11 protein-coding genes and 1 tRNA gene are annotated in these 13273 nt (G+C 65.7%); 4 read left to right on the top strand and 8 right to left on the bottom strand.

Features of this window, described 5'->3' with window-relative positions; all coding sequences use genetic code 11:
* The first annotated feature begins 521 nt into the window (after nucleotides 1–521).
* On the top strand, nucleotides 522–1835 hold the full coding sequence (locus ACWPWO_RS13065; RefSeq protein WP_454006942.1) for a short-chain fatty acid transporter: 1314 nt from the start codon (nucleotides 522–524) through the stop codon (nucleotides 1833–1835).
* A 1-nt stretch (nucleotide 1836) separates the two neighbouring features.
* Here ACWPWO_RS13065 and ACWPWO_RS13070 read toward each other — a convergent pair whose 3' ends face one another.
* Nucleotides 1837–2775 (bottom strand): LysR family transcriptional regulator, encoded by a 939-nt coding sequence (locus tag ACWPWO_RS13070; RefSeq protein ID WP_454006943.1) that lies wholly within the window; start codon nucleotides 2773–2775, stop codon nucleotides 1837–1839.
* Nucleotides 2776–2893: 118 nt separating this feature from the next.
* On the opposite strand from ACWPWO_RS13070, the gene ACWPWO_RS13075 reads away from it, so the two are divergent.
* Complete coding sequence (locus ACWPWO_RS13075) at nucleotides 2894–4381, top strand: chlorohydrolase family protein (RefSeq protein WP_454006944.1); 1488 nt, start codon at nucleotides 2894–2896, stop codon at nucleotides 4379–4381.
* 27 nt (nucleotides 4382–4408) lie between these two features.
* Complete coding sequence (locus tag ACWPWO_RS13080) at nucleotides 4409–5392, top strand: Bug family tripartite tricarboxylate transporter substrate binding protein (protein ID WP_454006945.1); 984 nt, start codon at nucleotides 4409–4411, stop codon at nucleotides 5390–5392.
* A 31-nt stretch (nucleotides 5393–5423) separates the two neighbouring features.
* Here ACWPWO_RS13080 and ACWPWO_RS13085 read toward each other — a convergent pair whose 3' ends face one another.
* The 7 genes from ACWPWO_RS13085 to ACWPWO_RS13115 form a co-directional block, all read right to left on the bottom strand.
* A complete protein-coding gene (locus ACWPWO_RS13085) occupies nucleotides 5424–5789 on the bottom strand; it encodes a COG4315 family predicted lipoprotein (RefSeq protein WP_454006946.1) in 366 nt (121 codons plus the stop codon).
* Nucleotides 5790–6071: 282 nt separating this feature from the next.
* Nucleotides 6072–6146: transfer RNA gene (locus ACWPWO_RS13090), tRNA-Val, on the bottom strand.
* A gap of 97 nt (nucleotides 6147–6243) precedes the next feature.
* A complete protein-coding gene (dnaQ, locus tag ACWPWO_RS13095; protein WP_454006947.1) occupies nucleotides 6244–6972 on the bottom strand; it encodes a DNA polymerase III subunit epsilon in 729 nt (242 codons plus the stop codon).
* Nucleotides 6973–6999: 27 nt separating this feature from the next.
* The gene (locus tag ACWPWO_RS13100) at nucleotides 7000–10062 is read right to left on the bottom strand and encodes an efflux RND transporter permease subunit (protein ID WP_454006948.1); all 3063 of its coding nucleotides are present in this window, start codon (nucleotides 10060–10062) and stop codon (nucleotides 7000–7002) included.
* A gap of 9 nt (nucleotides 10063–10071) precedes the next feature.
* Nucleotides 10072–11121 carry an efflux RND transporter periplasmic adaptor subunit gene (locus tag ACWPWO_RS13105; RefSeq protein ID WP_454006949.1) on the bottom strand — a complete coding sequence of 350 codons (1050 nt, stop codon included), beginning with the start codon at nucleotides 11119–11121 and terminating at the stop codon, nucleotides 10072–10074.
* Between the two features lie 90 nt (nucleotides 11122–11211).
* Nucleotides 11212–11664 (bottom strand): ribonuclease HI, encoded by a 453-nt coding sequence (rnhA, locus tag ACWPWO_RS13110; protein WP_454006950.1) that lies wholly within the window; start codon nucleotides 11662–11664, stop codon nucleotides 11212–11214.
* 3 nt (nucleotides 11665–11667) lie between these two features.
* Complete coding sequence (locus ACWPWO_RS13115; RefSeq protein WP_454006951.1) at nucleotides 11668–12438, bottom strand: class I SAM-dependent methyltransferase; 771 nt, start codon at nucleotides 12436–12438, stop codon at nucleotides 11668–11670.
* A gap of 21 nt (nucleotides 12439–12459) precedes the next feature.
* Here ACWPWO_RS13115 and gloB point away from each other — a divergent pair, with 21 nt between their 5' ends.
* Nucleotides 12460–13272: a hydroxyacylglutathione hydrolase gene (gene gloB / locus ACWPWO_RS13120; protein WP_454006952.1), complete on the top strand. Its 813-nt coding sequence runs from the start codon at nucleotides 12460–12462 to the stop codon at nucleotides 13270–13272.
* The last annotated feature ends 1 nt before the right edge of the window (nucleotide 13273 follow it).

Below are 13273 nucleotides of genomic sequence, written 5' to 3' on the forward strand. Positions count from 1 at the left end.
CTGAACGTACTGACCATTAAAATCCGTGCCCCCCTCCTGGCCAGGGCGCCATGGTTCAGGCGTGATCCGGCATGCGGTACAAGCTGCGTCATCCTCTTTCCCCTATGTAGCGGTTTTTCTGATTCGCGCGGCGGCGCGTGGCGAAGAACTCCGGCCCTGCAGCCGGCGCCTCCTCAAAAAAAACGGGCCCGAAGGGCCCGTAAACAGAACCCATCATCGAGCGATGAGTGATGGTTCTTTCGAAAACACCGTTATATAGTATGGTACATAGCCAGATAAAATCAAGGCATAAACCTTATTCAACCCGGGTGATGTTCCCGCGGGCGCGGGGGAACGCCCATCGGATGGCCGTTTCCCCGCGCCCGCTTCTACCTGATGCCCGCCTGCCTGTACACTGAGCCGGCTGCGCCGTCCCACTCGGGCGGCGCGGCGCACGCGCCGATGCGCCCCATCCCGGGCGCCCCTCAGAATCATGATCAACGACAGCACCGGCGCCTGTTGCAAAAAGGAGCAATCACCCTATGTTCAAAGCCTTGACGCGCGGCTCGGTCCGCCTGGTCGAACGCTATCTGCCCGACCCCTACATCTTCGTCATCCTGCTGACCCTGATCGCCGGCATCGCCGCCATGGCGATCGAGCAGCGCACGCCCATGGACATCGTCCGCTACTGGGGCAACGGCTTCTGGGGCCTGCTGACCTTCGCCATGCAGATGCTGCTGGTGCTGCTGACCGGCCACATGCTGGCCAGCACCCCGCTGGTCAAGCGCTGGCTGCGCGGCCTGGCCTCGCTGGCGCGCTCGGCCGGCTCAGCCATCATCCTGGTGACGCTGGTGTCGCTGGCGGCCAGCTGGATCAACTGGGGCTTCGGCCTGGTGGTGGGCGCGCTGTTCGCCAAGGAGCTGGCGCGCCAGGTGCGGGTGGACTACCGCCTGCTGGTGGCCAGCGCCTACTCGGGCTTCCTGGTCTGGCACGGCGGGCTGGCCGGCTCGGTGCCGCTGACCATCGCCACCCCGGGCCATTTCGCCGAAGGCAAGATCGGCATCATCAGCACCTCGGACACCATCTTCGCCGTGTTCAACCTGGCCATCGTGATCGCGCTGTTCGTGCTGGTGCCCCTGATCAACCGCCTGATGCTGCCCAGCGACAAGGAAAGCATCTACGTCGATCCGCAACTGCTGCAGGACAGCCCCGAAGACGCGCAAGGCGGCAGCGACCGCCCCGCCGACCGCCTGGAGAACAGCCGCTGGATCTCGCTGCTCATCGGTTTTGCCGGCCTGGCCTATCTGTTCGACTATTACGTGCTGCGCGGGGCCGACCTGAACCTGAACGTGATCAACTTCACCTTCCTGATCCTGGCCATACTCCTGCACGGCACGCCCAGGCGTTTGCTCAAGAGCCTGGACGAGGCCATACGCGGCGGCGCCGGCATCGTGATCCAGTTCCCCTTCTACGCCGGCATCATGGCCATCATGCTGGACTCGGGACTGGCCGCCACCCTGTCCGAATGGATGGTCTCCTTCGCCACGGCCACGACCCTGCCTTTCTGGACCTTCCTGAGCGCCGGACTGGTCAACATCTTCGTGCCCTCGGGCGGCGGCCAGTGGGCCGTGCAGAGCCCGGTGGTCATCGCCGCCGCCCAGGCGCTGGACGCCGACATGGCGCGCACCGCCATGGCCGTGGCCTGGGGCGATTCCTGGACCAACATGCTGCAGCCTTTCTGGGCACTGCCCGTGCTGGCCATCGCCGGCCTGAAGGCCAAGGACATCATGGGCTTCTGCCTGATCCAGTTGTTCGTGTCCGGCGTCGTGATCTCCATCGGCCTGACCTGGATGTGATTCAAGCGGGCCCGCCTGCGGCGGGCTGCGCAACGGCCTGGATGCCGTCGCACACTTGCCGGACCTGCTCGCGGAACCAGGCATAGGCGCCGCTGGCGCGGGTCCGTTCGTGCCAGACCTGGTAGACGGTGAACGGCTCCAGGGCCAGGGGATGCTCCAGCACATCCAGGGCGTGGCCGGCGCATAGCGAGCGGGCCATGCGTTCGGCCAGGCTGATGACCAGGTCGGTGCGCTCCAGCAGACCGGGCACCGCCAGGAAATGCGGCAGGCTCGCCTGCACGCGGCGCTCCAGCTGCCGCATCTGCAAGGCGTCGGCCAGGCGACGTTCCCGGCTGCCATTGTGGCCTGGCACGCCGATATGGCTGCGCCGGCAGAATTCCTCCAGGCCCATGCGCTGGCCGTCGCGGCCGCAGGCGCGCATCAACACCACGTAGCGATCCTGGAACAGTTCCTGGCGAAACAGGGGATACGACACCGCCGTCGAGGAGGACAGCACCAGGTCCGCCTTGCCGCCCAGCAGCCAGTCCTCGGCTCCCAGATCGGCCATGTCCAGCACCTCCAGGCTGCAGGCCGGCGCGGTCTGCTGCAGGTGCGCCGTCAGCGCGGGGATCAGCAGGTAGGACAGGTATTCGGTCGTGGCCACGCGGAAACGGACCGACAATCGGCCGGGCTCGTCCTGGCCATTGTCGATCTGCAAGAGATCATCGAGCAGCGCGAGCGCCTGCTCGATGCGCGGCGCCAGCGCCCGCGCCTTGTGCGTGGGCGCCACGCCCTGAGCGCTGCGCAGGAACAAGGCGTCATCGAAATGCAGGCGCAGCTTGGACAATTCCTTGCTGACGGTGGACTGGTTGGAATCCAGCGCCAGGGCGGCGCGGCTCACGTTGCCCTCCCGGAATACGGCCAGGAAGACGCGCAACTGGTCCAGATCCAGGTTCTTCATCCTCTTCTCCCGGCCGGCTCTTTCCAATCCGGCCTAATCAATCATTCCGCTACGGAATTGCCGCCGCTCCCCCGCTTCTCCGACACTGGTGACCACGATCATCACCACAGGAGACAACATGAAAACGCTGATCAAGGCGCGCTGGGTCATTGCCTTCCAGGACGGACGCCACGGCGTGATCGATCACGGCCAGCTCGTCTACGAAGGCGAGCGCATTGTCTACGTCGGCCCGCGCTACGAAGGCCCGGCGGACCGCGTCATCGAGGCCCCCGACAGCGTCCTGGCCCCCGGCTTCATCGACACCCACGTGCATTCCGGCCACCGCGCCCTGCACAAGCTGCTGGCCGACGGCGGCCGGCCCTCGCTGTTCGGCCAGCCCTACATGGACGTGACCATCGCCCGCAAAGGCACGCAGATACGCGGCTATCCCAACTACCTGGACAAGGAGCAGGCGGCGCGCGACCCGGGCATCGCCCTGCACGCGGCCTTCACCGTGGCCGAACTGCTGCGCAACGGCGTGACCACATTCGTGGAACTGGGCGGGCACGTGCTGGTGCAGGAAGCATTGTGGGCGCAATGCGAAGCGCGCGGTATTCGTGGATACCTGGGGCCGGGCTACGACAGCGGACGCTGGCAGTCCGATGAGGATGGCCGCCTGGAGCGCATCCCCTACCCCGACAAGGGCCAGCAATTGTTCGAGGACGCCCTGGGCTTCATACGCCGCGCCCAGGCGCATGACTCCGACCTGATCCACGGCATCCTGGTGCCCCGCGAAATCGAGAACTGCAGCCTGGAGCTGCTGCGCCAGACGGTGCGCGCCGCCGACGAGCTCAATCTGCCCATGGCCACCCATGCCGGCTACAACGTCATCGAATTCATGGAAACCGTACGCGATCATGGCATGACGCCCATCGAATTGCTCAATCATGTGGGCATGCTGCGCCCCACCCTGAACATAGGCCATGCCAACCTGATCTCCAACCACCCCAGGATGAATTACTCCGGCGGGGACGACCTGGGCCTGATGGGCCGCCAGCGCGTGTCCATCTCCCACTGCCCCATCAATATCGTGCGCCGGGCGCGCACGCTGGACAACTGGAAGGCCTATCGCCAGGCCGGCGTGAACATCACCATAGGCAGCGACACCTACCCGCGCGATATGTTCATGAACATGCGCACCGCCTCCTACCACGGCAAGGTCATGAGCCACGACCTGACCGCCGCCAGCGCCGCCGAGGTCTTCGAGGCCGCCACGCTTGCCGGCGCCCGCTCGCTGGGCCGCGACGACCCGGGACGCCTGGCGCCGGACGCGCGCGCCGACATGTGCCTGGTGCGCATCGGCCGCGGCGACGTGCTGCGCTACGGCCCGGTCTGGGACCCGATCCGCAGCATGGTGGAATGCGGCATCGGCGACGACGTGGACACCGTCATCTGCAACGGCCGCATCAGCATGCGGGACGGCATCATCCCGGGCGTGGACCTGCCCGCCTTGCGCCGCCAGGTGCAGGAGTTCGCCGAAGACATCTGGCCCAGCCTGCAGGACTGGGATCCGCTCAAGCGCAGCGCACAGGACATGTGTCCGATCAGCCGCTGCACGCATGAATAAGAAACACATCCCCCGAGGAGACAAGCCATGATCAAGAAACTAGCCCGCATCCTGGCCGGCGCCGCCCTGCTGGCCGGCCTGCCCCCGGCGCACGCGCAGCAGGCGGCGGACTTTCCGTCGGCGCCCGTGCGCATCATCGTGCCCTATGGCGCCGGCGGCTCGGCCGACATCCTGGCCCGCGCCGTCAGCGACAAGCTGACCCAGTTATGGGGCCAGAGCGTCATCGTGGAGAACAAGCCCGGCGGCATCGGCACCATAGGCATCATGACGGCGGTCAAGTCCAGGGCCGACGGCTACACGCTGGTGTCCGTACCCGTCTCGGACCTGGCCGTCAATCCGCACCTGTACAAGAAGCGGCCCTTCGACGTGTTCAAGGATCTGGACCCGGTCAGCCAGGTAGGCTCGGTGCCCAATGTGCTGATCGTCAATCCGGCCCTGGGCGTGCAGACCGCCGCCGAATTGCTGAAACTGGCCCGGCAGCCCGAGCGCAGCCTGACCTACGGCTCGCCGGGCGTGGGCAGCCAGGCGCACCTGGCGGCCGAAGCCTTCGCCCGCAAGCATGCCCTGGCCCTGACCCACATCCCCTACAACAGTGTATCGGCCGCCATCACCGACGTCGCCGGAGGCCATGTGGACCTGATGTTCGCTCAGTTGCCCAGCGCCCTGCCCTTCATCCAGGGCAAGACGGTGACGCTGCTGGGCATCGCCGCCGGACAGCGCAGCCCGCTGCTGCCCAATGCGCCCACCCTGACCGAATCCACAGGCGAACATTACGGAGACTTTGTATCCTGGTCAGGCTTCATGGCTCCCGCGGGCACGCCCCTGGCCGTGCGCGAGAAAATTGCGCACGACATACGCCAGGTCATGGACAGCACGGATCTGAAACAGGTGCTGGCCGGCTCGGGCACCGTAGGCATAGGCGGCACGCCGCAGGAGCTGTCCGAAGCCATGCGCGCCGATTACGAGCGCTACGGACGCATCATTGCCGACCTGAACCTGGCCCTGGACTGATCATGCCGTCGTGAAGCGGCGATACCGACTGTCAGGGCTTGGCCAGATGCCATACGCCGCCGACACCGTCCCCGGAGGTATCGCCCGGCTTCGCGTCTTTGGCGAAGCGGTACAAAGGCTTGCCCTTGTAAGCCCATTGCCGTCTGCCGTCATGGCTTTCCACAAAGGTCCAGTCGCCGCTGGCCACATCCTCTTGCCCGGCAAGCGCAGGCGGCCAGTTCTTGGCGCACTTGTCGACACAGGCGCTCTTGCCGCCCTTGTCTTTGTCGAACATGTAAAGGGTGGCGCCATTATCGTCGATGAAGTGGCCGTTTTGAGTCTTGGGAACCTCGGCCAGGACCGGGCCGGACAACACGGCACCCAGGAACAACAGGAAAAGTGGTTTGCTGGTACGCATGATGACTCCATTCTGGGGGAAGAGCCCGGCCAATTTCCGGAGCCTGCGCGCCGGGGGGCGGGCACGATGCTTGAACGCCTGCGTAAGGCGTTTCACCATGTTATAGGAGTCTTTACAGGCCCGGTGTTACGGAGTCGAAACGTCTTGTGCAATGTTTTGCGCGAACTGGACAGCTTTCCTGCCATCCGGATGCAACGACGCAAAGATGCTTTTTTGAGCCAGGCTGAACGATGCGCCAGGGCACAGACAGGGAAAGAGAATGGGGAGATATAGCGGAAGGAATGGTGGGCGGTACAAGGTTCGAACTTGTGACTTCCACCGTGTGAAGGTGGCACTCTACCACTGAGTTAACCGCCCGTAGCTTGCAAGAAGAGCAAACTGCGAAGAAAGAAACTATAGCACCGTCAAAATAAAAATACAAGGGCTGGCGAAAAATCCCGCCAGCCCTGACGGGTCAGGCGACCGTTTCGTTCGCCGGCACCGTCGACCACATGGGCGGCTTCTTGTTTTCTTTCTCCAGCTGGGCCAGGTATTTTTCGTGCTCGGCCAGATCCGCATCCGAGGCGCGCAACACCTTGAGCACGCTGGGGTCGAACCTGCCCAGGGCCAGCCCCGCGCCGCCCTCGTCCTGGTCTTCGCTTTCTTCGAAATCCATCAGCAAGGCGTCCCGGCCGCGCGTCATGCCCAGCCAGCCGTCCGCCAGCAGCTCCGAGTCCAGCAAGGCGCCGTGCAGGGTGCGGTGGGCGTTGGAGATGCCATAGCGCTCGCACAGCGAATCCAGGGAATTGCGCTTGCCGGGATGCATCTCCCGGGCCACCAGCAGGGAGTCGGTGATGGAGCCGCAATACTCGGCAAAGGGCTTCATGCCGATACGTTCCAGCTCGGCGTCCAGGAAGCGCGTGTCGAAGGACGCGTTGTGGATGATGACTTCGGCGTCCTGCACGAAGTCCAGGATCTCCTGGACCACGTCCTTGAAGCGCGGGTGCTGGGACAGGAACTCCGTGGTCAAGCCGTGCACGGCCAGCGCTTCGGGGTCGGAATCGCGGTCCGGGTTCAGGTACAGGTGAAGGTGGCGTCCGGTCAGCTTGCGATTGATCAGCTCCACGCCGCCCACCTCGACGATGCGGTGCCCCTCGCGAGGCTCCAGGCCGGTGGTTTCAGTATCCAGAATAATTTGACGCATCAGGTTTCCCATACAAGTTCATTGCCGCTAGGGCTCATCGCCCAGCTCCAGCTGCTTGTCCTGCGCAAGCTGCCTGGAGGCGATCAGCGTGTAGGCGACCGGCACCACGAACAGGGTCAGCAAGGTGCCCAGGGTCAGGCCGCCCACCAGCACCCAGCCTATCTGCTGGCGCGATTCGGCGCCCGCGCCGCCCGCATAGGCCAGGGGCAGCACGCCCAGCACCATGGCGCCGGTGGTCATCAGGATGGGCCGCAGGCGCATTTCGCAGGCGCGCACCACCGCATTGTACAAACTGGCGCCGGCCTCGCGCTGCTGGGTGGCGAATTCCACGATCAGGATGCCGTGCTTGGTGATCAGGCCCACCAGGGTGATCAGGCCGATCTGGCTGTAGATGGACAGCGTGCCGCCCGACAGCCACAGGGCCAGCAGCGCGCCGGTCATGGACAGGGGCACGGACAGCATGATGATGAGCGGGTTGCGCCAGCTCTCGAACTGTGCCGCCAGCACCAGGTAGATGAAGGCCAGCGCCATCATGAACACCAGGTAGATGCTGCCCGAGGAATCGCGGAACTCGCGCGACTGTCCATCCAGGTCGGTCTGCACGGTGTCGGGCAGGGTCTGGCGCGCCACCTCGTTCATGTGGTCCAGGACCTCGCCCAAGGCATAGCCGGGCGCGATGGAAGCCTGCACGATCACGGCGCGCAGCCGGTTGAAGTGGTTCAGTGACTGCGGCGAGACGCTCTCGCGCACGGTCAGGAAATTGGACGCCTGCACCATGCCGCCGTCCTTGGTGCGCACATAGATGTCCAGGATGTTCTGCGGGCTGGAGCGCGCCTGCTTGTCCACCTGCACGATCACGTCGTACTGCTCGCCGTCGCTCTCGTAGCGCGTCACCTGGCGCCCGCCCAGCATGGTCTCCAGCGTGCGCCCCACCGTGTCCACGGACACGCCGGTGTCCGCCAGCTTGTCGCGGTCCACCTCGATGCGGATCTCGGGCGTGTTCAGGCGCAGGTCGGTGTCGATGTTCTGCAGGCCCGGATAATCCTTCAGGCCGTCCAGGAAGGTGTCGACGATCCGGGCCAGCTCGGCATAAGGCGCCTGGCTCATGATGACGAATTCCACCGGCTTGGAGGTGGCGCGCCGCCCCAGCGAGGGCGGATTGGTCGGGAAGGCCCGCGCCCCCGGGATGGCCGAAAAGCCGGGCTGCAGCTCGCGTGCAATGGACTGCTGATTGCGGCTGCGCTCTTCCCACGGCTTCAGACGCAGGATGGCGAAAGAGTCCGTCACGGTCGGAAAGCCGATGATGGACTGATAGCCTTCCATCTCCGGAATGCCGCGGTACAGTTCCTCCACCCGCTGCACGCTCTTCAAGGTGTAGTCCAGCGTGGCCCCCTCCGGAGCGTTCACGATGCCGAAGATCACGCCGCGGTCCTCGACGGGCGCCAGCTCGCTCTTGATCACGGTGAACAGCACGGCGCTGGCGCCGGCCACGGCCAGCCCCAGCAGCAGCACCACGGCGCGCCAGCGCAGGGCGCGCAGCAGCAGGCGCCGGTAGGCGCGCGTCAGCCACACCAGGAAGTCCTCGATTCCCTGGCTGATGCGCCCCGGCTTGCCATGGGGACGCAGCAGCTTGGAACACATCATGGGCGTGAGCGTCAGGGCCACGAAGCCGGACACCAGCACGGCGGCGGCCAGGGTCAGGGCGAACTCGATGAACAGGCGGCCGGTGCGACCCGTGGCGAAGGCCAGCGGCGCGTACACCGCCACCAGCGTCAAGGTCATGGCGATCACCGCGAAGGCGATCTCGCGCACGCCCAGGAAGGAAGCCTGCAGCGGCGTCTTGCCCTCCTCGATGTGGCGGTAGACGTTCTCCAGCACCACGATGGCGTCGTCCACCACCAGGCCGATGGCCAGCACCATGGCCAGCAGGGTCAGCGTGTTCACCGAGAAACCCAGCATGTACATGATGGCGAAGGCGCCGATCAGCGACACCGGTATGGTCACGATGGGGATGATGCTGGCGCGCAGGCTGCGCAGGAAGAACACGATGACCAGCACCACCAGCACGATGGCCTCCAGGATGGTGGCGTACACCGAATCGATGGATTTCTGGATGAAGATGGAACTGTCGTAGGCAATGTTCAGCTTCATGTTGCCCGGCAGGTTCTCGTTGATCAGCGCGACTTCGGCGCGTACCGCCTTGGACAGGTCCAGCGGGTTGGCGGTGGACTGCTTGGTCACGCCGATGTTCAAACTGTTCTGTCCGTTGAAGCGCGCCAGCACGCGCTCCTCCGCCGGCGCGATGCGCACCTGCGCCACGTCCGCGATGCGCACCGGATAGCCGCCCGCCTGGCTGACGATGATGTCGCGGAACTGCTCGGGCGTCTCCAGGTTGGTGGAGGACACCACCGAGAACTCGCGCGCCTCGGATTCGATGCGCCCGGCCGGGATCAGCACGTTCTGCTTGCGCAGCGCGTCCTCCACGTCCTGCACGGTCAACTGGTAGGCGCCCAGGCGGGTGCGGTCCACATCGATGCGCATGGAGGGCAGGCGCTCGCCGAATACCCGGATCTCGGCCGCGCCCGGCAGCACCGACAGGCGCGTCTTCAGGTAGCGGTTGATGTAGTCCGAAGCCTCCAGCTGGCTGTAATCGCCGGTGTCCACGCCGATATAGATGATGGGCGTGGAGTCGGCCTCCACCTTGTTGATGATGGGCTCGTCCACCTCGTCGGGCAGGAAGCGGCGCGCCCGCGAGACCTTGTCGCGCACGTCGGCGGCCGCCGCGTCGGGCGAACGGTCCAGGTTGAACTTGATGTTGATCAGGCTGCGCTCGGAGCGACTGCGCGAGGTCATCACGTCCACGCCTTCGATACCCGAGAGCTGGTCCTCCAGCGGCTTGGTCACCTGGGACTCGATGACTTCGGGCGACGCTCCCTTGTAGTTCGTGATGACGGACACCACCGGCTCGTCGATGGCCGGATACTCGCGCACCGTCAGCCGTTCGTAGGAGATCAGCCCCACCAGGACGATGACCAGCGACAGGACGGTGGCAAAGACCGGGCGGCGGATGCAGATATCGGATAGCACCATGGTCCTGTCCTACTGCTGGGGCTGTTTCTGGGTGTCGACGATCTCCTGGATGTCCACGGGCACGCCGTCGGTCACCTTCTGCAGGCCCGCGACCAGCACGTTCTCGCCCGCCTTCAGCTCGCCGCTGACCTGCACCCAGCCGTCCTGGCGCAAGCCCACGTCCACCTGGCGGCGAACCGCCCGGCCGTCCTTGACCACGTAGACGTACTGCGCCTGCCCGGCCGGGGCCAGGGCGGTCTCGGGCACCATCAGGGCCTGCTGGCGCGACAGTTCCAGGCGCACGCGCGCGAACAGCCCCGGGCGCAGCGCCCCGTCTTCATTGGGCACCTGGGCCCGCAGCAGGATGGAGCGCCCCGCCGCATCCACGACCGGGCTGACGGCCAGCACCGTGCCGCGCCGCGGCTGGCCCGGGAAGGCGTCAAAGCGCAGCTCCACCGGCATGCCGGCGCGCACGTCGGCCAGGTATTGCTCGGGGATGCGGAAATCGACGTTCAGGCTCGCTATGGCCTCCACCTGCACGAGGTCGGCGCCGGGCCCCACGTAGTCGCCCACGGACACGTTGCGCAGGCCCGTCACCCCGTCGAAGGGCGCGCGGATGCGGGTCTTGTCCAATTGCACGCGGGCCAGGTCCAGCTCGGCCTGCTGCACCGCCAGACGGCTGCCCGATTCGTCGCGCGCCTGCTGGCTGATGAAGCCCTGCCGGCTCAGTTCGGACGAGCGCCTGTGCTGGCTGCCGATCAGGTTCAGGTTGGCCTGGGCCTGCTGCAGCTGTGCCCGCGCCATGGCATCGTCCAGTTGCACCAGGACCTGCCCTTTCTTGACGGGACGACCTTCCTCGAAGCTGATGGCCGCGATGCGGCCGCTGATCTCGGCGCGCAGCATGACTGAATCGCGAGCCACCAGCGAACCCACGGCGGCCACATCGCGCGTCAGTTCGCGCTGCTGCACGGCGGCCACCTCGACCCTCGTTCCTCCCGTACCCTGGGACCAGGCCGCGGGATTGACGAGAAATGCCAGCACAAGGGCTGGCGCAAGGACGTGGCGGATCTTCGATATCATTGTTCTGGTCGTCTCGACCGGCTCGGCCGGCGCTGCAGTCTGGTTGAACGTTGAAGCAAGTCGTAACCTGCCCAAGCTCTAATAGTACTATCAGGCGCTCTGCAGTTGACGGCCAATTTCCACCCCTTCGTTGGCCAGCTGGTCGGCCCGCTCGTTGCCGGGGTCGCCGGCATGGCCGCGCACCCACAGCCAGCTCAGCTCGTGCTGGGCCGCCAGGCCCTCCAGCTCCTGCCACAGATCGGCGTTCTTGACCGGCTTCTTGTCGGCCGTGCGCCAGCCGCGGGCCTTCCAGCCCGGCAGCCATTCCTTCATGCCTTTCTGCACATATTGCGAATCCGTGTGCACGCGCACCTGGCAGGGGCGCTTGAGCAGGCGCAGGGCCTGGATCACGGCCATCAGCTCCATGCGGTTGTTGGTAGTCTCGGCCTCCCCGCCGCAGATGGCCTTCTCGTGCCCGCCATGCCTGAGCAAGGCTCCCCAGCCGCCAGGGCCGGGATTGCCCTTGCAGGCGCCATCGGTCCAGATATCAACCACAGTTGTCATGTTTCAGGGCCTGTGAACACGTGTCATTCCTTGGTCGGCGGCCCGCCCCGTGACCACCACGGCGCGCCGCATCCGCCGACGGCTTTTCTTCCAATTGGGTCCCACCAGGCGCAGCGCCGGCATGCGCTTGACGGCGCTGACCACGTAGACGGCGCCGGCGAACCCCCACCAGCGCGCGCCGCTGTCCTCCATCCAGGCCCAGCGCTGCAGCCAGGCCTGCTGGCGGCACAAGGGCGCATAACAGCCCAGCCGGGTGTCCTCGACATCGAAGGACAGCAGCTTGAGCCAGTCGCGCAGGCGCGTGGCGGAGATGAGGTCCCCCGGCAGGATGGGCGTGCCGCGTTCCAGGCCGGGGATGCGTTCGTGCAGGCCCCACAGGCTCCAGGGGTTGAAGCCGGTGAACACGATGCGCCCTTCGGGCACCAGCACCCGCTCGGCCTCGCGCAGCACTTGGTGCGGATCGCAGGCGCTCTCCAGCACGTGCGGCAGCACCAGCAGATCGATGCTCTGGGTGTCGAAGGGCATCTGTTCCGGTTCCGCGCGCACCAGGTTGTCGCGCCCGCGTGCCTGCACGCCGGCCTGCGCCGTGCAGGCATTGAAGCAGACCCGGCTGGCCTGCAGCAGGTTCCAATGCGGCAATCCAATTTGTATGGCATGATAACCGAAGGTGTTGGCCACGACGGCATCGACCTGGGCCTGTTCCCAGGAACGGACATAACGTCCCGGCACGGTTTCCAGCCACTGGGCAAATTGATCATTCAAAGCCTGCTCCACTGACACTCACCCCCGTCTACCATGAAGAATGCATTTACCTGGCCTGCGCCAAGCGACGTTCGCCTGATCCCCCTGCCCGCCCTGAACGACAACTATATATGGGCGCTGGCCCGTCAGGGACATGCGCTGGTCGTGGATCCCGGACAGGCCGCTCCGGTGCTGGACTGGCTGCAGCGCGAATCCTTACAACTGGATGCCATTTTACTGACTCATCATCATGGCGACCACGTGGGCGGCGTGCGCGAGATCCTGGCGCGCCACCCGGCCCGGGTCTGGGGCCCGGCCCGCGAGACTCTGCCGGCCTGCGACGTGCGCGTAGGCCAGGGCGACCGTGTCGTGCTGCCCGCGCTGGAACTGACGCTGCAGGTGCTGGACATTCCCGGCCACACGGCCGGGCACGTTGCGTACTTCGGCCAAAATGAGGTAAAACAGCCCTTTGTTTTCTGTGGCGATACCCTGTTTGCCGCCGGTTGCGGTCGCCTTTTCGAAGGCACCCCGGAGCAGATGCTGGCATCGCTGGACAAGCTGGCATCCCTGCCGCCCGAGACCCTGGTCTGCTGTGCCCACGAGTACACGCTGTCCAATCTGCGCTGGGCCCTGCAGGTGGAACCGGACAATCCAGCATTGCTCCAGCGCTGGGAACAGGACAGCCAGCGGCGCAAGCAGCACGTGCCCACGGTGCCATCGACCCTGGAAACCGAACTCGCCACCAACCCATTCCTGCGCACGGACAAGGCATCGGTCATGCAAGCCGCCCATCGCCACGCCGGCCATCCCCTGGCCACATCGGTGGATGTCTTTGCCAGCTTGCGCAACTGGAAGAACAACGTCTGAT

The organism is Alcaligenes sp. Marseille-Q7550 (assembly GCF_965112015.1).

Excerpts from the sequence above, each read along its gene's own strand:
- ACWPWO_RS13065 (WP_454006942.1), top strand. The coding sequence starts at position 522 with ATGTTCAAAGCCTTGACGCGCGGCTCGGTCCGCCTGGTCGAACGCTAT.
- ACWPWO_RS13070 (WP_454006943.1), bottom strand. The coding sequence starts at position 2,775 with ATGAAGAACCTGGATCTGGACCAGTTGCGCGTCTTCCTGGCCGTATTC.
- ACWPWO_RS13075 (WP_454006944.1), top strand. The coding sequence starts at position 2,894 with ATGAAAACGCTGATCAAGGCGCGCTGGGTCATTGCCTTCCAGGACGGA.
- ACWPWO_RS13080 (WP_454006945.1), top strand. The coding sequence starts at position 4,409 with ATGATCAAGAAACTAGCCCGCATCCTGGCCGGCGCCGCCCTGCTGGCC.
- ACWPWO_RS13085 (WP_454006946.1), bottom strand. The coding sequence starts at position 5,789 with ATGCGTACCAGCAAACCACTTTTCCTGTTGTTCCTGGGTGCCGTGTTG.
- dnaQ (WP_454006947.1), bottom strand. The coding sequence starts at position 6,972 with ATGCGTCAAATTATTCTGGATACTGAAACCACCGGCCTGGAGCCTCGC.
- ACWPWO_RS13100 (WP_454006948.1), bottom strand. The coding sequence starts at position 10,062 with ATGGTGCTATCCGATATCTGCATCCGCCGCCCGGTCTTTGCCACCGTC.
- ACWPWO_RS13105 (WP_454006949.1), bottom strand. The coding sequence starts at position 11,121 with ATGATATCGAAGATCCGCCACGTCCTTGCGCCAGCCCTTGTGCTGGCA.
- rnhA (WP_454006950.1), bottom strand. The coding sequence starts at position 11,664 with ATGACAACTGTGGTTGATATCTGGACCGATGGCGCCTGCAAGGGCAAT.
- gloB (WP_454006952.1), top strand. The coding sequence starts at position 12,460 with ATGAAGAATGCATTTACCTGGCCTGCGCCAAGCGACGTTCGCCTGATC.